The 18827-nt window shown below is 59.8% G+C and carries 18 protein-coding genes; 8 read left to right on the top strand and 10 right to left on the bottom strand.

Annotated features, from left to right (window positions below; all coding sequences use genetic code 11):
• Window positions 1–148: 148 nt before the first annotated feature.
• Window positions 149–1312, bottom strand: a complete 1164-nt coding sequence (locus tag LRK71_RS02590; protein ID WP_232400853.1) for a M20 aminoacylase family protein — start codon at window positions 1310–1312, stop codon at window positions 149–151.
• Between the two features lie 63 nt (window positions 1313–1375).
• Here LRK71_RS02590 and mazG point away from each other — a divergent pair, with 63 nt between their 5' ends.
• From mazG to LRK71_RS02575, 3 genes are all read left to right on the top strand, one after another.
• Window positions 1376–2233, top strand: a complete 858-nt coding sequence (mazG, locus tag LRK71_RS02585) for a nucleoside triphosphate pyrophosphohydrolase (RefSeq protein WP_232400852.1) — start codon at window positions 1376–1378, stop codon at window positions 2231–2233.
• Window positions 2234–2325: 92 nt separating this feature from the next.
• Entirely contained in the window at window positions 2326–3276 is a 951-nt protein-coding gene (locus LRK71_RS02580) for a nucleoside hydrolase (RefSeq protein WP_232400851.1), read from the top strand.
• Entirely contained in the window at window positions 3273–3722 is a 450-nt protein-coding gene (locus LRK71_RS02575; RefSeq protein WP_232400850.1) for a GNAT family N-acetyltransferase, read from the top strand. The genes LRK71_RS02580 and LRK71_RS02575 overlap by 4 nt, the downstream gene beginning before the upstream one ends.
• Before the next feature lie 21 nt (window positions 3723–3743).
• Here LRK71_RS02575 and LRK71_RS02570 read toward each other — a convergent pair whose 3' ends face one another.
• The 4 genes from LRK71_RS02570 to LRK71_RS02555 all read right to left on the bottom strand — a co-directional run bounded on the left by LRK71_RS02570 (window position 3744) and on the right by LRK71_RS02555 (window position 7521).
• Window positions 3744–4190, bottom strand: coding sequence for a GNAT family N-acetyltransferase (locus tag LRK71_RS02570; protein WP_232400849.1), 447 nt, complete (start codon window positions 4188–4190; stop codon window positions 3744–3746).
• Between the two features lie 143 nt (window positions 4191–4333).
• A complete protein-coding gene (gene eno, locus LRK71_RS02565; protein WP_232400848.1) occupies window positions 4334–5611 on the bottom strand; it encodes a phosphopyruvate hydratase in 1278 nt (425 codons plus the stop codon).
• A 195-nt stretch (window positions 5612–5806) separates the two neighbouring features.
• Window positions 5807–6739: a DMT family transporter gene (locus tag LRK71_RS02560; protein ID WP_232400846.1), complete on the bottom strand. Its 933-nt coding sequence runs from the start codon at window positions 6737–6739 to the stop codon at window positions 5807–5809.
• 356 nt (window positions 6740–7095) lie between these two features.
• Window positions 7096–7521, bottom strand: a complete 426-nt coding sequence (locus LRK71_RS02555; RefSeq protein ID WP_232400844.1) for a Fur family transcriptional regulator — start codon at window positions 7519–7521, stop codon at window positions 7096–7098.
• 369 nt (window positions 7522–7890) lie between these two features.
• Between LRK71_RS02555 and LRK71_RS02550 the strand changes: the two genes are divergently transcribed.
• On the top strand, window positions 7891–9216 hold the full coding sequence (locus LRK71_RS02550) for a DEAD/DEAH box helicase (protein ID WP_232400843.1): 1326 nt from the start codon (window positions 7891–7893) through the stop codon (window positions 9214–9216).
• Between the two features lie 109 nt (window positions 9217–9325).
• Here LRK71_RS02550 and LRK71_RS02545 read toward each other — a convergent pair whose 3' ends face one another.
• Window positions 9326–10744 (bottom strand): protein adenylyltransferase SelO, encoded by a 1419-nt coding sequence (locus tag LRK71_RS02545; protein WP_232400842.1) that lies wholly within the window; start codon window positions 10742–10744, stop codon window positions 9326–9328.
• Window positions 10745–10815: 71 nt separating this feature from the next.
• On the opposite strand from LRK71_RS02545, the gene LRK71_RS02540 reads away from it, so the two are divergent.
• Window positions 10816–11235: a cupin domain-containing protein gene (locus tag LRK71_RS02540; protein WP_232400841.1), complete on the top strand. Its 420-nt coding sequence runs from the start codon at window positions 10816–10818 to the stop codon at window positions 11233–11235.
• A gap of 69 nt (window positions 11236–11304) precedes the next feature.
• Here LRK71_RS02540 and LRK71_RS02535 read toward each other — a convergent pair whose 3' ends face one another.
• Window positions 11305–12414 (bottom strand): anhydro-N-acetylmuramic acid kinase, encoded by a 1110-nt coding sequence (locus LRK71_RS02535; RefSeq protein ID WP_232400840.1) that lies wholly within the window; start codon window positions 12412–12414, stop codon window positions 11305–11307.
• A 211-nt stretch (window positions 12415–12625) separates the two neighbouring features.
• On the opposite strand from LRK71_RS02535, the gene tyrS reads away from it, so the two are divergent.
• Window positions 12626–13915, top strand: coding sequence for a tyrosine--tRNA ligase (tyrS, locus tag LRK71_RS02530; protein ID WP_232400839.1), 1290 nt, complete (start codon window positions 12626–12628; stop codon window positions 13913–13915).
• A gap of 77 nt (window positions 13916–13992) precedes the next feature.
• On the opposite strand, the gene LRK71_RS02525 is transcribed toward tyrS, so the two are convergent.
• Window positions 13993–14148, bottom strand: a complete 156-nt coding sequence (locus LRK71_RS02525) for a hypothetical protein (RefSeq protein WP_232400838.1) — start codon at window positions 14146–14148, stop codon at window positions 13993–13995.
• 27 nt (window positions 14149–14175) lie between these two features.
• On the opposite strand from LRK71_RS02525, the gene LRK71_RS02520 reads away from it, so the two are divergent.
• A complete protein-coding gene (locus tag LRK71_RS02520; protein WP_232400837.1) occupies window positions 14176–15129 on the top strand; it encodes a GNAT family N-acetyltransferase in 954 nt (317 codons plus the stop codon).
• A gap of 90 nt (window positions 15130–15219) precedes the next feature.
• Complete coding sequence (locus tag LRK71_RS02515; RefSeq protein WP_232400836.1) at window positions 15220–15975, top strand: SDR family NAD(P)-dependent oxidoreductase; 756 nt, start codon at window positions 15220–15222, stop codon at window positions 15973–15975.
• A 130-nt stretch (window positions 15976–16105) separates the two neighbouring features.
• Here LRK71_RS02515 and LRK71_RS02510 read toward each other — a convergent pair whose 3' ends face one another.
• Both LRK71_RS02510 and LRK71_RS02505 read right to left on the bottom strand, forming a co-directional pair.
• Window positions 16106–17938 carry an ABC-F family ATP-binding cassette domain-containing protein gene (locus LRK71_RS02510; protein ID WP_456300278.1) on the bottom strand — a complete coding sequence of 611 codons (1833 nt, stop codon included), beginning with the start codon at window positions 17936–17938 and terminating at the stop codon, window positions 16106–16108.
• Window positions 17939–18020: 82 nt separating this feature from the next.
• Window positions 18021–18821, bottom strand: a complete 801-nt coding sequence (locus LRK71_RS02505) for a GNAT family N-acetyltransferase (protein ID WP_232400835.1) — start codon at window positions 18819–18821, stop codon at window positions 18021–18023.
• Between the last annotated feature and the right edge of the window lie 6 nt (window positions 18822–18827).

The following is an 18827-nucleotide window of genomic DNA, read 5'->3' as shown; positions in this document are numbered from 1 at the left end:
CTATCCCTCTTGCAGCCGCCTGCCCGGCGTCAAACCCGTGCGAAACCAGGCACGATGCTGGAGTGATCCCCAAAGGCAGGCACAATTTGATCATATTACGGGGGCGGAAATAGCTGCTTTTTCCGCCCCTGTCACCTGTTTCCGTAGATCAGCGCAATGGCAGCGCCCGTTCCACCAGCCGGGCAAAGAAGGAGGCCCCCACCGGCGCGATGTCATCGTTGAAATTATATTTGGGGTGGTGCAGTCCGGCGCTGTCGCCCTGCCCAAGGAACAGATAGGCGCCGGGACGTGCCTTCAGCATGTAAGAGAAATCTTCGGCGCCCATTTCACGCTCGCCGTCTGGTTCGACGTTTTCGGTGCCTGAAATCTCGGCCGCCACGCCAACGGCAAAGGCGGCCTTCTCGGCATTGTTGATGGTCGCAGGATAGCCAAGCTCATAGTCCAGTGCGGCGGTGACACCATAGCTGGCGGCCTGGCCTGCCACGATTTCCTCCATCCGGCGCATCACCATTTTCTGCACCTCGGGGTTAAAGGTCCGCACCGTGCCATTGATATAGGCGGTATCAGGGATCACATTGTCCACCGTGCCCGTGTGGATCTGCGTGACCGAAACCACCAGGTCTTCCAATGTGTGATGATTGCGGCTGATAATGGTCTGAATCGCCTGGGCAATACCACAGGCCGCCATCACAGGATCACGGGTTTCATGCGGCATCGCCCCATGACCGCCCACCCCCTGGATATTGATATGAAACGTATCAACAGCCGCCATCAGCGCGCCGGGCGCGGTCAAAAAGGTGCCAGCAGGCAGGCCGGGCGCGTTGTGCAGCGCATAGACCTCCTGAATGTCGAACCGCTCCATGATGCCCTCTTCCACCATGATGCGGGCGCCACCGATGGCCTCTTCGGCGGGCTGGAAGATCAGTGCCACCCGGCCAGAGAAATTGCGCGTCTCGGCCAGGTACTTCGCCGCCCCCAGCAGCATGGTGGTATGGCCGTCATGACCACAGGCATGCATGTTTCCTGCATGCTGCGAAACGTAGTCTACGCCGGTTTCTTCCGGGATCGGCAGCGCATCCATATCCGCACGCAGGCCGATGGTACCGCCCCCCCCTTGGCCGTTGATGATGGCCACCATGCCCGAGGTCGCAATGCCCTCGTGCAGCTCGTCCACGCCGATCTCGCGCAGGCGTTCGGCCACATAGGCCGCGGTTTTGGGCAAATCCAGCGCCAGTTCGGGGATCTGGTGCAGATGCTGGCGCCATGTCTTCATCTCTGTCGCGTAATCAGCAATGCGGTTCACAACCGGCATGGGGTGGACTCCTGTGTAAGACTCGGGATTGATGCATCAGACACTGGAACAAGAGCCGCCGCAATGCCTGACACACCGCTACACCCCCTCTATGACCCCGCGCTGATCCAGAACGAAAGTGCTGGAATTGAACGACTTCTGGAGATCATGCAAGCCCTTCGCCACCCCGATCACGGCTGTCCCTGGGATATCGAGCAAGATTTTGCATCCATTGCCCCCTATACCATCGAAGAGGCCTATGAGGTCGCCGATGCGATCGAGCGCCAGGCTTGGGATGACCTAAAGGGAGAGCTGGGCGATCTGTTATTCCAATCAGTGTTTCACGCCCAGATGGCCGCCGAAGCCGGGCATTTCAGCTTTCAGGATGTGGTCACCACCATGTCCAACAAAATGGTCTCGCGCCATCCGCATGTCTTTGGCGATGAAAACCGCAACAAAAGCCCCGAACAGCAAACTGCCGACTGGGAGGCGATCAAGGCTGCCGAGCGCGCCGGACAGCAGCAGGATGGCACATTGGACGGGGTGGCAGTAGGGCTGCCAGCGCTGCTGCGCGCCTATAAATTGCAAAAACGCGCCGCGCGTGTGGGCTTTGACTGGCCAGTGATTGATGATGTCATCGCCAAGATCGCCGAAGAAAGCGCCGAACTGGCTGAAGCCCGCGCAGAGCTGAGCCAGGTTGAGGTCGAGGAAGAGTTTGGCGATCTGATGTTTGTCATGGCCAATCTGGGCCGCCACTTGGGCGTCGAACCCGAGGCAGCGCTGCGCAAAGCCAATGCCAAATTCATCCGCCGCTTTGAAGGCGTCGAGGCCAAGCTGGCCACCAAAGGCAAAACCCCAGGCGATAGTGACCTGGCTGAAATGGATGCGCTCTGGGATGAGGTGAAACGTGATGAACGCGCTGCAATCGCTGAAAGAGATTGAATAAATCCCGTATCCCGCGAGACAACCCCTGCACTGGACAAACCCCAGCCAGGCTGCAAGGCTGATAGCTTGAAATTCAGGACAAAGCCTTCATGACCAGCACATCGCCTCGCAAAATCATCATCGACACCGATCCGGGCCAGGATGATGCAATCGCCATCTTGCTGGCGCTGGCCAGCCCAGAGGAGCTGGATCTGCTGGGGATCACCTGCGTGGCCGGTAATGTGCCGCTGGCGCGCACCCAGACCAATGCCCGCATCATCTGCGAGGTGGCTGGCCGCCCCGAGGTCAAGGTCTTTGCCGGCCGTGACGCCCCCCTGTCGCGCCCGCTGGTCACCGCCGAAGCGGTGCATGGCAAGACCGGGCTGGATGGGCCTGACCTGTTTGACCCCAAGATGCCACTACAGACCCAGGCTGGCGTTGACTTCATCATCGACAGCCTGCGCCAAGAACCCGCAGGCACGGTAACCCTGTGTCCGCTGGGTCCGCTGACCAATATCGCCGCAGCCTTTGAGGCAGCGCCCGATATCATAGGCAGGGTGCAAGAAATCGTGCTGATGGGCGGCGCCTATTTTGAGGTGGGGAACATTACTCCCGCCGCGGAATTCAACATCTACGTTGATCCGGAAGCCGCTGATATCGTGATGAAATCGGGCGTAAAAGTCACCATGATGCCACTGGATGTCACCCATAAGGCGCTGATCACCCGCCCCCGCATCGACGCACTGCTTGCGCTGAACAGTCGGGTTGGCCAGTTTGCCGCCGAAATGCTCGACTTCTTTGAACGTTTCGACATGGAAAAATACGGCTCCGAAGGCGGCCCGCTGCACGACCCCTGCGTGATCGCCTATCTGATCCAGCCCGATCTATTCAGCGGCCGCCAGATCAATGTCGAGATCGAAACTCAGTCAGATCTGACCCTTGGCATGACCGTGGCCGATTGGTGGCGGGTGACGGATCGCCCCCCCAATGCGCTGTTCATCGGAGATGTCGATGCCGAAGGGTTCTTTTCCCTGATCACCCAAAGATTGGCCAGACTATGAGCGCCGCACTGCATCTGGCCCGCCCCGAGGATCAAGAGAAGCTCTTACCCATGGTGGCCGCCTTTCACGCCGAGGCCGGGCTGGACACCAGCCCTGCGCAACGCGAGGCAGGCATCGTGCCCTTGCTTGCGGGCATGCCCTACGGGGCGGTTTATATCATTGGCCCCACCCGCGCGCCGATTGGTTATATCGTCGTCACCTTTGGCTGGTCAGTAGAATTTGGCGGCATGGACGGATTTGTCGATGAGATCTACATCCGCCCTGCAGTGCGCGGGCGCGGCCTGGCCACCGAGGTGCTGATTGAACTGCCCAAGACCCTTGGCGCGGCCGGGGTCAAGGCGCTGCATCTGGAGGTCGACCGGGAAAACCAAGAGGCAACCAAGCTGTACCAGCGCACGCGTTTCGAGCCACGCGACCAGTACATGCTGATGACCAAGATCTTATAGCTGTGCGGCCCCTCTGCCGCGTTACAGCAGCAGGCGTAATCTCGGCCCGGTCTCCTGAAAGCCTTCACGCTGATAAAACCGCAGGCTACGCTGCCATTTTGGCTGTGTCGGGGCACCGACTTCCAACCGCGTCCAGCCGCGCGCCCGCCCCAGTTCCTTTGCGGCGTGCAGCAGGGTTTGCGCCACACCCACAGAACGCCGATCTGACTGAACAAAAAGTTCAGTGACCTCGCCAAAAAGACCACCCGCATAAATTGCAGCACATTGGTTGAGCATAATCAGACCGATCGGCGCATCGCCATCATAGGCGAACAGCCCAATCACATCATCGCGCGCCAGCAGGCTGGCGCTGATCTCAAGCAGATCAGACGGATCAGAGTTTTCTGCGCCGCTGAGCTCGGCCAACAGCCTGGTGATAAAATCTGCAACCAGCACACTGTCGGCGGGGGTCGCCTCTATGATTTCCATCTCAACCTCAACAATATGATCAAATTATAAAGGGGTAATTTACCAAAAACCCAGACCGTCTCAAGCCTCACCTGCTGTCCAGCAACAAAAAAGAGGCAGCCCGATGGACTGCCTCTTGTTCAATATGTCTGAAGTCTACTGTCTTAGCTTTTGAGGATCGAACGGCCTGCATATTCGGCCACTTCGCCCAGAACTTCCTCAATCCGGATCAGCTGATTGTATTTCGCCAGCCGGTCAGACCGCGCCAGCGAGCCTGTTTTGATCTGGCCGCAATTGGTGGCAACTGCAAGATCGGCAATGGTGGCATCTTCGGTTTCACCTGAACGGTGCGACATCACATTGGTAAAGCCCGCACGATGCGCCATATCAACCGCCTTCAGGGTCTCTGTCAGGGTGCCAATCTGGTTCACCTTGACCAGCATCGAATTGGCGCTGCCGCGCTTGATGCCTTCGGCCAGACGCGCGGGGTTGGTGACAAAGAGATCGTCCCCCACCAACTGTACCTTGTCGCCAATCTTGTCGGTCAACAGCTTCCAGCCATCCCAGTCATCCTCGGACATGCCATCCTCGATGGAAATGATCGGATAATCTGCAACCAGCGCTGCAAGGTAGTCGGCATTCTCTTCTGAACTCAGCACCTTGTTTTCGCCCGACAGCACGTATTTGCCATCCTTGTAGTATTCGGTCGCGGCACAATCGAGCGCCAGATAGATATCCTCGCCCGGACGGTAGCCTGCTTTTTCGATAGACTTCAGAATGAAATCAAGGGCCTCGCGGGTCGAGGCGATATCGGGGGCAAAGCCGCCCTCATCGCCGATCCCGGTGGACAGCCCCGCCGCCGACAGCTCTTTCTTCAGAGTGTGGAACACCTCTGCGCCCATACGCACCGCCTCGCGGATACTATTCGCAGCCACAGGCATGATCATGAATTCCTGAATGTCGATCGGGTTGTCTGCGTGTTCGCCGCCATTGATGATATTCATCATCGGCACTGGCAGAACCCGTGCAGAGGTACCGCCCACATAGCGAAACAGCGGCTGCGTGGTGAAATCAGCGGCCGCTTTGGCGACAGCCATCGACACACCCAGGATAGCATTGGCACCAAGGCGCGCCTTGTTAGGGGTGCCGTCCAGGTCGATCATCGCCATATCCAGCGCGACCTGATCGGTTGCATCAAAGCCAACCAACTCTTCGGCGATTTCGCCATTGACGGCTGCAACTGCCTCCAGCACGCCCTTGCCCAGATAGCGATCCTTGTCGCCATCGCGGCGTTCAACCGCCTCATGCGCCCCTGTCGAAGCCCCGGACGGCACCGCGGCGCGGCCCATGGTGCCATCTTCAAGGATCACGTCGACCTCGACGGTGGGGTTGCCCCGGCTGTCGAGGATTTCGCGGGCGTGGATGTCGATAATCGTGCTCATTTGGACGGTCCCTGACTGTAACAAAGATGCCTGCGTCATAGCAGCCAGAGGGCAAATGTAAACAGCTCTCGTTACCGCTAACGGCGTTTAATTCACAAGGTTAGGGCTAACATCACACTGTTTGCGCCACCGGTAGCGATGCCAGTTTGGCCTGGGTTGCACGGCCGCGCGCCCCGCATCACCAGACCGTCCCGGTTACCGCGCAACAACAGCCGCGCCATCGCCTGTCGCCGGGCCAGAGGCCCGCGCGAGTTCACGTGCCATCTCGCGGGCCAGCCGACGTTCACGCACAAAGGTGTAAAGCCCAGAGGCAATGATCAGCACAGCACCACCAAGCGTCAGCGCATCGGGACGTTCGCCAAAGACAAGCACCCCGACAAGGATCGAAAACAACAGCCGACTATAGCGAAACGGCGTGATTGCCGAGGCATCGCCAATGCGGGTTGCGATTACGATCGCATAGTAGCCGCCAACGCCAAAGATGATACCGCCCAGCATCATCAGCGCCTGCGATCCGTCCACCGACACCGGCTCTCCGCCTGTAGACAGCAGCAACAGCCCGCCCGCCACAATCAACGAGGCAAATGCCTGAAAGCTGACCACCGCAGAGGAAATCGACACATCCACCAGGCGTGTCAGCAGGTCGCGCGCCGCGATCGCCAGAACCGCAAGCAACACCAGGAAAACAGAAGGGTCAAACCCCGCAAGCCCAGGGCGAACAATCAACAAGACCCCGACAAAGCCGACGCAGATCGCGCTCCAGCGGCGCCAGCCCACCTGTTCGCCCAGAAACAAGGCGGCGCCCATGGTGATGACCAGCGGCAGCGCCTGAAACACCGCCGCAACGGTAGAGATATCCACCAGCGACAGCGCCGTGGCAAAGGCCATCGCCCCGATTGCTTCGGCCAGGGTGCGCAGGATCGCTGGCCCACGCCAGGCAGCGCGCGCAAACAGATTGTCGCGCTTATAAACAGCGGCAACGGCAAAAACCGCCCCCGAGCCCGCGCCCAGCATCATCAGAATCTGGCCCACCGGAATATCCCCGGACAGGCGCTTGATAAACATATCTTCCAGCGTGAAGGCCGCCATCGATGCGATGACCAATAGAATTCCATTGAGATTGTTCATGGGCGTCCTCCTAAATCGGGCAGAACGCAGATGGCCCCTGTGCCACCTGTTCCCAACGCCCACACGCATCTGTCTCCGGGATCTACTCTGTAGAAATTGCCCCGATGACCCAACCGTGGATGCGGCGAAGCAGACCCGGCTGCAAGTCTCTTTGCGACAACGGGCGCAACAAGTTGTTGGATAAGGCATCACATAAATTGATGTGCGTCGCGTGATACCACCGCAACCCTGGGGAGATACAGAAAAATCTCACTCTCGCCGAGCCAAGGTTCGGTGTGCTGGCCATTTTTCCGCGCGCCCCGCCCAAGCAATCTGCCGCGCAATACCGCTGGGCACCGCGCGCATCTGCGCTGCGGCTACTCCTCGTCGAGTGCCGCATCTTTCTTCGTCGGCACACCATAGAGCTCCAGCTTGTGCCCCTTTAGCTGATAGCCCAGCTTTGCGGCGATCTTTTCCTGCAGCGCCTCGATGTCGGGATCGCAGAATTCAATCACCGCACCGGTGTTGATGTCGATCAGGTGATCGTGGTGCTCACGATCCGCGTCTTCATAACGCGCCCGCCCATCGCCAAATTCCAGCCGGTCTAGAATCCCTGCCTCTTCAAACAGTTTGACGGTACGATACACGGTTGCCAGGGAAATCCCCGAATCCAGAGCGCTGGCGCGAGCATAGAGTTCTTCCACATCGGGGTGATCCGGGCTGTCTTCCAAGGCACGGGCAATCACCCGGCGCTGGCCGGTCATCCGCAGGCCCTTGGCCTCACATCGCGCAATAATCGTCATCAGGTATTACTTTCGTCCACTGATCTGGGTTCCCTATGTAGCCAAACAACGCGCCGACGAAAACCGAAATTCCACTCAGACATCGCATTGACTTTGGCGCCAAAACATCCCATGTGGGCTGCAGGTATACTTCCCTGCCGCGTGAGCAGAGACAGCCGAGCGCGCAATATGCGCGACAAACCCGCTGTCTAGTGAAGTTCCAAGGTTCCCAAAATCACGCGTGGGGCACTCGCAAATCCCAGTGGCCGGGCAGTCGCCTGTTGCCGCTCGAGGGCTTTGCCCCAACAAAAAGCCAGCGCCTTTTGCGACTGGCACAGACGGCACATGCCGATGGCTCCGCCATGGCACCGGGCCGCGAAAGGACGATACGTGACTGAATTTTCAACAATGGGCCTGCCCGAACAGGTACTTACTCGACTGGCTGAAATGGGTCTGAAGGATCCAACGCCAATCCAGGCCCGCGCCATTCCCCATGCACTGAACGGCGAAGATGTGCTGGGTCTGGCCCAGACCGGCACCGGCAAAACCGCCGCCTTTGGCGTGCCGCTGATTGCCCGGATGCTGGACTATGGCCGCAAGCCCGCCGCCCATACCGTACGCGGTCTGGTGCTGGCACCCACCCGCGAGTTGGCCAACCAGATCGCTGCCACCCTGAAAGACCTGACCGAAGGCACCCCAATGAAAATTGGCCTGGTGGTTGGCGGTGTTTCGATCAACCCGCAAATCCAGCGGATCTCGCGCGGGACCGACATTCTGGTGGCCACCCCTGGCCGTCTGCTCGACATCCTGGACCGCAAGGCGCTAGATCTTGGATCCTGCGATTTCCTGGTGCTGGACGAGGCCGACCAGATGCTAGATCTGGGCTTTATCCACGCCCTGCGCAAGATTTCCGCCCTGCTGCCCGAAGAGCGCCAGACCATGCTGTTCTCGGCCACTATGCCAAAACAGATGAACGAGATCGCCAATTCCTACCTGCAGCGCCCTGTGCGCATCGAAGTCTCGCCTCCCGGAAAACCCGCCGCCAAGGTGACGCAGTCAGTACACTTTATCGCCAAGGCCGAAAAGCTGAGCCTGCTGAAGGAACTGCTGACAGAACACAAGGATGAGCGCACGCTGATCTTTGGCCGCACCAAACACGGTATGGAAAAGCTGATGAAAACCTTGGAGAAATCCGGTTTTTCAGCCGCGGCGATCCATGGCAACAAAAGCCAGGGCCAGCGCGAGCGCGCCTTGGCCGCGTTCAAATCCGGCCAGATCAAAGTGCTGGTTGCCACCGATGTGGCCGCCCGTGGGCTGGACATTCCTGACGTGAAATATGTCTACAACTACGAGCTGCCCAATGTGGCAGATGCCTATGTACACCGGATCGGCCGGACGGCTCGCGCCGGCAAGGATGGCCAGGCGGTGGCTTTCTGTGCCCCCGATGAGATGGACGAATTGAAGGCAATCCAGAAGGTGATGAAAATCACCATCCCAACGGCCTCTGGCTCCCCCTGGGAGGCAATGCCAGATTCGGCTGGTGCGTCCTCCCGTGGCGGTCGCCCCGGCGGCAAACCCGGTGGTGGCAATCGCCGTCGCGGCGGCGGCGGCGGTGGCGGCGGTGGACGCGGACGCGGCCAATCCCAGGGCGTCGGCGCTGGTGGCGGTGCGCGCTCCGGCGGCAAGCCCGCTGGCCAGCGGCGTCAGGCCACATAGGGCCCCAACCGTATAGGCCTAAGCCAAGTGCAATAACCTGAATTAAAAGGCGCGCTGCTCTGTGCAGCGCGCCTTTCTTGTTGTCAGCGTTATAAAAACAGCCCCTGGATCAGGTGCCGCAAAACGTCGCCGTGACGACCTCGTTCTCCTGAGGTGGACGGCATAAATCCTCGGCCCCCTCTTGCCGCGTATAGGGCCTGGCCAAAACCTGGTTCATCCGTTCAAACAATGCATAATCGCCGACAACCGCGCCTGCGATCATCTCTTCGATCCGGTGATTGCGCGGGATATAGACTGGGTTTGCGGCGCGCATCACCGCCTTTGGATCCTGTTCCTGCGCGCAGCGCTGGCGCCAGCGCCGTTCCCAGGCCTCAAAGGCCTGGGGCTCTTTGAACTGGTCGCCTGCAGTGCCATCGGCTAGGGCAGAAAACAGATTGGTAAAATCCGCATCGCCCTGTTGCATGATCTGCAACAGATCCGAGATCAGATCCATATCCTCGCTGGCCGCCCCCGTCAGACCGATCTTGCGGCGGAACAGACGCAGCCACTCGGCCTCTATAAGGGCGGGCATGGCATGCACAATCTCGGTGGCCTCATCCACTGCCTGCTGCGGATCATCCAACTGCTGAATCAAGGCGGTGGCCAGTTGCGCCAGGTTCCACACCGCAATGCTGGGCTGGTTCGAATAGGCATAGCGCCCCATCCGGTCGATCGAAGAAAACACCTGATCGGCGCGGTAGTGATCCATAAAGGCGCAGGGGCCATAATCAATGGTTTCGCCTGAAATGCTACTGTTATCGGTGTTCATCACCCCATGAATAAAGCCCACCGACATCCAGGCGGCAATCAGCCTGGCCTGCGCATCGCGCACCGCCCGCAGCAACCCCATGGCCCCCTGCGCCTGTGGATAGTGGCGGCTAATGGCATAATCGGTCAGCTGGCGCAGCGCTGCGGTCTGGCCCCGCGCGGCAAACAGCTGAAAGGTGCCCACCCGCAGATGGCTCGCGGCCACGCGCGTTAGCACAGCGCCCGGCATCCCGCCGTCACGCCAGACCGTTTCACCGGTGGCGACCGCCGCCAGCGCCCGGGTGGTTGGGATCCCGAGCGCGTGCATCGCCTCAGAGACCACATATTCGCGCAACACCGGCCCCAGCCAGGCGCGGCCATCGCCCCGGCGCGAATAGGGCGTGCGCCCCGAACCTTTGAGCTGAATGTCATAGCGCCTGCCATCCTGCCCCAGCACTTCGCCCAGCAGGATCGCCCGGCCATCACCAAGCTGCGGATTATAGGTGCCGAACTGATGCCCGGCATAGGCCTGTGCCAGCGGATCAGCACCGCTGGGTATCTGGTTGCCACCAAAGATCTCAGCCTGTTCCTGCACGCTGCTGCCCGACACCTGCAACAGATCCGCCAGCGGCTGATTAAAGGCAATCAGCTGCGGCGCGGTCACCGGTTCCGGCAATTGCTTGCTGTAAAAATTGGGGCCCAGATGGGCATATGTGTTGTCAAAGGGGATGTGCATAGTCATGGCGCAAAGATATGCTGCAAATGCAAAATTGCCAGTGCTAATGTACTACCAGTGTCAATATGAGAGACATCATGACCGCAGATGAAATCATCGCAAAACTTCAACTCAGCCCACACCCCGAAGGCGGCTGGTTCCGTCAGACCTGGGTAGCGAAAAATGCGGGACGTGCCAGCGGCACCTGTATCTATTTTCTGCTACGCAGCGGTGAATCCAGTCATTGGCACCGGATCGATGCCACCGAAATCTGGCTCTACCATGCAGGCGCGCCGCTGGTGTTGTCGATGTCGCCAGACGACACCGGCCCGGCACAGGATCATCTGCTCAGCCCGGATCTGACCAAGGGGCAGCCGCAACTCATCGTGCCAGAGCGGCACTGGCAGGCGGCGCGCAGCACAGGCGACTACAGCCTGGTCAGCTGCACCGTCTCGCCCGGTTTTCAATTCGAAGGCTTTAAGCTTGCCGCGCCGGGTTTTGATATTCCGCGCGGATAAGCCAGCCCCCCCTACATGTCCTCTATGCCCCCTGACGTTCCTGCCCATTGCCTACGCAGGCAGGGCGGCTCAGCGGTCAGGCACACTGACCACGCCGCCACCGACACAGGCGCTGACGCCCGTGGTGCCGGGGGCAGAGGTCGCCAGCCCCCGTGCCACCCGCACTGCCAGATAGGCAAAGGCCTGCGCCTCAAGCATGTCGCCGTCCAGCCCGACCTCTTCGATCTGCTTCACCGGACAATCAAGAGAAACCTCAAGCATCTGCATCAGCACCGGATTATGGCGGCCACCGCCGGTCACCAAAACCACCGAGGGCGGCTCGGGGCAGTGTTCCATCCCCTGCGCCACCGATGCCGCACACATGGCCGTCAGGGTCGCAGTAGCATCCGCATTGCTCAACTCGCCGACAAGATCAATCATTTCAGCGAAATCATTTCGATCCAACGATTTAGGCGGCATCTTGGTGAAATATGGCTCTGCCAGGAATAGTTCTAGCGCACCGGTTTCGACCACGCCCTTGCTGGCGATGCGCCCATCTTTGTCAAAGGGCTGCCCCAGACGGGCCTGCATCAGATCGTTGATCGGCGCATTGGCTGGCCCGGTATCAAATGCCAAGAGCGCGCCTGCCGCTTCGGGGCGGTCAAAGCGGGGATCCACATAGGTCAGATTGCCCACCCCGCCAAGGTTTAGAAAGCAAATCGGACCGCTGGCCTTGATGTATTTGGCGCAGGCAAAGTGGAAAAACGGTGCCAGCGGCGCCCCCTCGCCGCCCAGACGCACGTCATCACTGCGAAAATCCCAGACAATCGGCAGGTTCAGCGCCTCTGCCAGCCGGGAACCATCGCCCACCTGCAGGCTGCCCTGCAAGCGCGGAGCATGGGCCAGAGTCTGACCGTGAAAGCCAATCACATCAATCCCTTCGAACCCGGCAAGCGCAATCTTATGCGCGGCATCGACAACGCGGGTGGCGGCGATGACCTCGGGCCCGTGCCACAGCCCAAGCGCAGCGCGCAGGGTGCTGCGCTCGGCCTCGCTATAGGGGTGATAACGGCAGGGGCCAAAGCCGTGGATCGACAGCCCGTCGGTTTCCACCACCGCCACATCCACCCCATCCAGCGAGGTGCCGCTCATCGCGCCCATTGCGCGCACCACACCCGTCTTGGCGATTGCCTTGCTCATCCTATGCCTCATCCCTATGGCCTGCTGTTCTACCCTGTTCATGCCCCGTCGCCCGCCCTGAAACCACCGATAAATAGTGACGGTTTCGGCTGCTGTACATATCGGCCTGCCGGATCGCTGAACACCGCCTGAAATTAGTCGGTAAAACAGGTTCCATGTAGCCGATTTGCGCCGTATACACCACGGCGCAAACCAAAAACCGAGGCATGTTATGACCTATCACCCAAAATCGGACTTTGTCGCTGTCATGATGGAACGCGGGTTCCTGTCTGATTGCACCGATTATCAAGGCCTGGATGAAGCCCTGATGCAGGGTGTGCGCCCGGCTTATATCGGGTTTGATGCCACAGCAAAATCGCTGCATGTGGGCTCTCTCATCCAGATCATGATGCTGCGCTGGTTCCAAAAGACCGGGCATCAGCCGATCACCCTGATGGGCGGCGGCACCACCAAGGTGGGTGACCCTTCTTTCCGCGCAGATGAACGCCCCCTGCTGACGGATGTGCAGATCGACGACAATATCGCTGGCATCAAAAAAGTGTTCTCGGCCTATATCGACTATGACACAGACTCCCCCAACAAGGCGCTGATGCTGAACAATGCGGAATGGCTGGATGGGTTGAACTACCTTGAATTCCTGCGCGATATTGGCCGCCATTTTTCGGTCAATCGGATGCTGGCTTTTGAATCGGTCAAATCCCGTCTGGACCGCGAGCAAAGCCTGTCCTTCCTGGAATTCAACTACATGATTCTGCAGGCCTATGACTTCCTGGAGCTAAACCGCCGCTATGGCTGCATCCTGCAGATGGGCGGCTCGGATCAATGGGGCAATATCGTCAACGGTATCGACCTGACGCGCCGGGTGCTGGACAATTCGATCTTTGGCCTGACCTCACCGCTGCTCACCACCTCGGATGGCAAGAAGATGGGCAAAACCCAGGACGGGGCCATCTGGCTCAACCCGGATATGCGCTCGCCTTATGAATTCTGGCAATTCTGGCGCAACACCACCGATGCCGATGTGGGCCGTTTCCTCAAGCTCTATACCGAATTGCCGGTGGACGAATGCGAGCGCCTCGGCGCGCTGCAAGGGTCAGAAGTGAACGCCGCCAAGGTGATCCTGGCCAATGAGGTAACAACCCTGCTGCACGGCGCCGAAGCCGCCGAAGCTGCCGAAGCCACTGCGCGCCAGGTCTTTGAGCAGGGCGGCGTCGGAGAAGACCTGCCCAGCTTTGCGCTCAAGCTTGGGGATCTGAACATCATCGACGGCAAGACGTTGGAGCGCGAAGGACAATTCCTCTCTGCCCCGGCACTCTTTGTTGAGGCCAAGCTGGCAAAGACCGGTAAGGATGCCAAACGGCTGATCTCTGAAAACGGCGCGCTGATCAACGACGCGCCCGTGCGCAAGGATTTCCCCTTTGTCGAAATCAACAGCCTGCGCGCCCAAACCAAGCTGAGCGCTGGCAAAAAGCGTCATGCTCTGGTGCAGCTGGTCGATTGATCCCAGTTCCAACGACGCAAACAACACGCGGGGCCTACTGGGCCCCGCTTTTTTGTGCGCCCCCCACAGCGACCGCCTTACCAGAAGAGCAGGTCAACCAATGTCAGAATCACAAACACGGGAATAGACAGCAGCGTCGCCAGCACAAAGGCGGCGGTCAGCGTGGCGCGTGGGTTTGGGGCGACGCGGCCTAGGACAGGGCTTGGCTTTTTCATGGCGCCATTAACCATCATTTAGGTTTCTGATTGGTAAACAGGACTATGCTGGACCACCGCTCGCCCTATCTGCCCTTGGAGGCCAATGCTCTTCCACAGACAGGGGGCGATGCGCCCCAACGGGCGCTGGCACAGTCATCTGCCTTTCATCGCGCCCTTCTGGCGGCAGGACAGTACCCTATGCTGTTGCCAGAGCTGGATAACATGCTGGTCACCCGACGCCGCGTCCTTGGCAGTCTGCCCCTCGCCATGATCAACCGCGGCCGCCATGATGACCCGGCCCAATTGGTGCAGCTGCTGCGGGCAAATGGGCTTGGCCGGACCCCGGTAATTTTGTCGCCAGACCACCCCTGCCCCGAATTAATCGAGATAGGCGCCCTGCCTCTGATCAGCCCGGCTGCGGTTGCGGTGCTCAATCTGCAGAAAACCGCAGCAGAGCGCCAGGCAGCGCTGCATCAGAAATGGCGTAACCGCCTGACCCACGCGCAATCAAACCGCCTCGAAATCCGCCGTCAGACCATGCCACAGGACAAAGATCACTGGCTCTTGACTGCGGATGCCGCACAGCAGCGGCAACGCGGCTATCGTAGCTGGCCCATTGCGCTGACTCTGGCCTATGCCCAGGCGAACAAAGGGCAGGCAAAGCTGTTTCAGGCCTTTGAGGGTGGCACACCCATCGCCGCCATCCTGATCCTGCGCCATGGCCTTCGCGCCAGCTATCACATTGCCCATGCCACGGCGCGAGGCAAGGCACTGTCGGCGCATAACCTGCTGATCTGGGAGGCCATGAGCTGGCTGGCCACCGAGGGGTGCCAACAGCTGGAGCTGGGCGTGATCAACACAGAGGAAGCCCCCGGCCTGGCCCGTTTCAAACTGGGCACCGGGGCAGATCTGCAGCAGCTGGGCGGCACCTGGGTGCTCTGGCCGCCCCTACGGCGGCTGCTCTATCCGCTGGCCCGACTGGACCAGGCCCGGATGAGCGCGACGTCAGACGCATAAGAACAGCGCAGGAAATAGCCCAGACTGGACAGGGCAAATACATCTGATAGTTATTGAACATACGTTCAGATAACCAAGGGACCAGTACTCATGAAACTTGCACAGACCTGCGCCATCATCACCGGAGGGGCCTCAGGCCTGGGAGAGGCGACCGCCCGCCATTTTGCCGAGAATGGTGCCAAGGTCACAATCCTGGATCGTGACGCCGAGCGCGGCGCACTGGTTGCTGGCGAAATTGGTGGGCATTTTGTGCAAACAGATGTCACCAACGAGGACTCTGTCACGGCAGCCATCGCCTTTGCGGTGCAAAAGATGGGGCGGATTTCAGCCTGTGTGAACTGCGCCGGCATCGCATATGGGATCAAGACAATCGGGCGCGACGGTGCGCATCCGCTGGATGCCTATCAACGCACCATCGACATCAACCTGGTTGGCACATTCAATGTGGCCCGCCTGGCCGCGATTGAGATCGCCAAGAACACCCCCGAAGCCGATGGCGCCCGTGGGGTGATCATCAACACCGCCTCTATCGCCGCCTATGATGGGCAAAAGGGCCAGGCTGCCTACGCGGCCTCCAAGGGGGGCGTGGTTGGCATGTGCCTGCCGATGGCGCGTGACCTGGCGTCCTCGGGGATTCGGGTAATGACCATTGCGCCGGGCATCTTCATGACGCCCATGCTGGCAGGCCTGCCCGAAGAGGTGCAGCAGCAACTGGCTGCAGATGTGCCCAACCCGGTGCGCCTGGGCGATCCGGCCGAATATGGCCGCCTGGCCGGCTTTATCACCGAGATGGGTTATCTCAATGGCGAAGTCATCCGCATTGACGGTGCCCTGCGCATGCGCTGAGGCTGAAACAAACCGGCCCAAACAAAATGGGCAGGCCCGGCAATCATTCCCGGCCTGCCCACTGCCCCCACAGGGGTAAATCAAGTTTAAGGTTATTACTTAACGCATTATTAAATAATAACCTTACCCATCAACCTTCTGATTTTTCTTCCAGGATCATCCATTCTTCTTCGGCGGCAGCGAGCTTCTCTTGCCGTTCCACCATGGCCTCTGTCGCCTTTTTGAATTTCACCGGCTCGCGGGTAAAGAGTGCGGGGTCAGCCATCAGCTGTTCCAGCTTGGCAATCTCTTGTTCCAACCGCTCTATCTCTGCTGGCAGCGCCTCTAACCGGTGCTTTTCCTTAAAGGAAAGCTTGTCCTTGCCGCTGGCTTCGCTGCGCGCGGCATCCTCCTTAGCTTTGGCTCTTTGTCCTTTGTTTTTCTGCGACTTCTCGGCCTTTTCCGCCCCAGGCAGGCCGCCGCGCTGACTGATATAATCACTCCAACCACCGGCATAGGCGGTCACCTTGCCCTCGCCTTCCATGGCGATGGTGGTGGTAGCCACCCGGTCCAGAAAATCCCGATCGTGACTGACCAAAAGAACGGTGCCCTCGTAGCTGTCCAGCAGCTCTTGCAGCAGGTCCAGTGTTTCCACATCCAGATCGTTTGTCGGTTCATCCAGCACCAGCAGGTTGCTTTGCCGCGCCATCAGACGCGCCAGCAAGAGACGCGCCTTTTCCCCGCCCGAAAGCGAGCGTACCGGCGCGCGGGCCTGGGCCTCGTCAAAGAGGAATTCCTTAAGATAGCCCACCACATGTTTTGGTACGCCGCGCACCATGACCTGATCGGCCTTGCCGGAAATCCCCAGCAGAGGATCCGAGGTGAGATTTTCCCAGAGCGTCGCATTGGGATCCAGCTGGTCGCGTGTCTGATCGAACAGGGCGATTTCAAGATTGGTTCCCAGCTTAACCGACCCGGCATCCGGTTCCACCTGCCCCAGCATCAGCTTGAGCAAAGTAGTCTTGCCCGCGCCATTTGGCCCGACAAAGGCCACCCGGTCACTGCGCTGAACTTTCAGGGAAAAATCCTGCACGATTTGTTTGTCGCCATAGGCTTTGCTCAGCCCGTCGACTTCGATTACCTTGCGGCCGGATTTAGGCCCGGCCTCCAGCGCCAGCTCTGCCGTGCCCTGGCGTTTGATCTGGCCGGCGCGTTCGTCCTTTAGCTCGTGCAGGGCACGAACACGGCCCATATTGCGCTTGCGGCGGGCCGAAATGCCTTCGACAGCCCAGCGGCTTTCGCTCTTGATCAGGCGATTGAGCTTGTGCCGCTGCTGATCTTCTTCTTCCCAGATCTTGTCGCGCCAGGCCTCAAAACCTTCAAATCCCTTTTCCTGTCGCCGCACCTGGCCCCGATCGACCCACAGCGTTGCCCGCGTCAGCGCCCGCAAGAAAGCCCGGTCGTGGCTAATCAGCACATAGGCGGCGCGGGTGGATTTCAGCTCAGCCTCAAGCCAGGTGATCGCCTCAATGTCCATGTGGTTTGTCGGCTCGTCCAGCAGCATCAGATCCGGCGCTTCAGCCATCAATTTGGCCAAGGCTGCCCGACGCCTCTCGCCGCCAGAGGCGGTGGCAACCGGGCGGTCGGGATCAAATTTCAACCCCTCACCGGCCCGCTCTACCTTGTAGAGTTCGCCAGGATCGAGTTCCGAAGCAGCAAATTCGCCAAGGGTGGCAAAACCGCTCATCTGCGGGTCCTGCTCCATATAGCCAACCGAGCGGCCAGACGGCACCACCAAGCTGCCCTTGTCGGCTTCAACAAGCCCTGCCATCACCTTCATAAGGGTGGATTTTCCCGATCCGTTGCGGCCAACAAGGGCAACACGGTCGCCAGGTTGCACCACCAGATCCAGGTCTGAAAAGATAGGATCGCCGCCAAAGGTGAGGGAGATACCGGTCATCTGTAATAGAGGAATACGTGCCATGACAGCCAGCTAAACCGCGACGGGCCTGAGGTCAACGCTCCGCGCCATTGGTTAGGCCGAAACGCCAGATCAGTGCCCCAGATCAACGCCCCTCTGCGATGGTCCGCAGCAGGCGCTGTCGTACCCGGGGCACCCCGGCGACCTCCAGCCCCGTGAAAACATGGCAGGTGCCCAGGTCATGGTCGACCACCAGATGATCGCTGACTCGTCCGCCCATTGCCAGATAGCTGCGCAACAGCGGCGGCAGTTGCGCCTGCGCCGCTTGCAGATCCACTGCGGCCAGCGCGGCACGGCCCTGCAAGACCTGCGAAAACCCAAGCGCCCAAGGCGATTTCGCCACCGGCCCCCAGGACACCGGCGCCAGATACCGCTGCTGCAAAAGCGAAAAAGCAGCCAGATAGGCGCCAGGGTCGGTGCCAACAAACGAGGTGCAGCCAAAAAGCAGACCAACATCATGGCGATCCACCAACAGCGCCACAGCGCCCCAGGCAAAGCGCACAACATCCGCATCCGGACAATCCGGGTCGATACAAAAGCGCCCCAACTCCATCACTGCGCTTTCTCGGTTGGAAATACCTGCAAGATCATAGAATTGCGCCGAATAGCTCTTGCCGATCCCGGCGCCATTCGGCAGCAGCAGACTGCGAAAATAGCCAACAGGCTCGGCGGCGCGGTCGTGTTCGATCAGGATGTGCTGGCACACAGCATCATAGGCATCGCGGTCCAGCCCATCGGTTTTGAAGCACCGGCTGCGCAGCTGCCGGGCCGCCATCAGATCCTGCGCCCCAATGGCAAAACGCGCACGGTAGCCACCGCGCTGTAACAGAAGATTTTCGTTGGCCCCGCAAACTCCGGCGGGCCGACCCTCACCCGTCTCAACCACCCTGCA

Origin of the sequence: Pseudophaeobacter flagellatus, from assembly GCF_021228235.1 — a bacterium.
GTDB lineage: Bacteria > Pseudomonadota > Alphaproteobacteria > Rhodobacterales > Rhodobacteraceae > Pseudophaeobacter > Pseudophaeobacter flagellatus.
Note: the sequence above shows the minus strand (reverse complement) of the source record. Positions and strands in the feature narration are given on the sequence as shown.

Coding starts and splice junctions, on each gene's coding strand:
- LRK71_RS02590 (WP_232400853.1), bottom strand. CDS start 1,312: ATGCCGGTTGTGAACCGCATTGCTGATTACGCGACAGAGATGAAGACA.
- mazG (WP_232400852.1), top strand. CDS start 1,376: ATGCCTGACACACCGCTACACCCCCTCTATGACCCCGCGCTGATCCAG.
- LRK71_RS02580 (WP_232400851.1), top strand. CDS start 2,326: ATGACCAGCACATCGCCTCGCAAAATCATCATCGACACCGATCCGGGC.
- LRK71_RS02575 (WP_232400850.1), top strand. CDS start 3,273: ATGAGCGCCGCACTGCATCTGGCCCGCCCCGAGGATCAAGAGAAGCTC.
- LRK71_RS02570 (WP_232400849.1), bottom strand. CDS start 4,190: ATGGAAATCATAGAGGCGACCCCCGCCGACAGTGTGCTGGTTGCAGAT.
- eno (WP_232400848.1), bottom strand. CDS start 5,611: ATGAGCACGATTATCGACATCCACGCCCGCGAAATCCTCGACAGCCGG.
- LRK71_RS02560 (WP_232400846.1), bottom strand. CDS start 6,739: ATGAACAATCTCAATGGAATTCTATTGGTCATCGCATCGATGGCGGCC.
- LRK71_RS02555 (WP_232400844.1), bottom strand. CDS start 7,521: ATGACGATTATTGCGCGATGTGAGGCCAAGGGCCTGCGGATGACCGGC.
- LRK71_RS02545 (WP_232400842.1), bottom strand. CDS start 10,744: ATGACTATGCACATCCCCTTTGACAACACATATGCCCATCTGGGCCCC.
- LRK71_RS02540 (WP_232400841.1), top strand. CDS start 10,816: ATGACCGCAGATGAAATCATCGCAAAACTTCAACTCAGCCCACACCCC.
- LRK71_RS02535 (WP_232400840.1), bottom strand. CDS start 12,414: ATGAGCAAGGCAATCGCCAAGACGGGTGTGGTGCGCGCAATGGGCGCG.
- tyrS (WP_232400839.1), top strand. CDS start 12,626: ATGACCTATCACCCAAAATCGGACTTTGTCGCTGTCATGATGGAACGC.
- LRK71_RS02525 (WP_232400838.1), bottom strand. CDS start 14,148: ATGATGGTTAATGGCGCCATGAAAAAGCCAAGCCCTGTCCTAGGCCGC.
- LRK71_RS02520 (WP_232400837.1), top strand. CDS start 14,176: ATGCTGGACCACCGCTCGCCCTATCTGCCCTTGGAGGCCAATGCTCTT.
- LRK71_RS02515 (WP_232400836.1), top strand. CDS start 15,220: ATGAAACTTGCACAGACCTGCGCCATCATCACCGGAGGGGCCTCAGGC.
- LRK71_RS02510 (WP_456300278.1), bottom strand. CDS start 17,938: ATGGCACGTATTCCTCTATTACAGATGACCGGTATCTCCCTCACCTTT.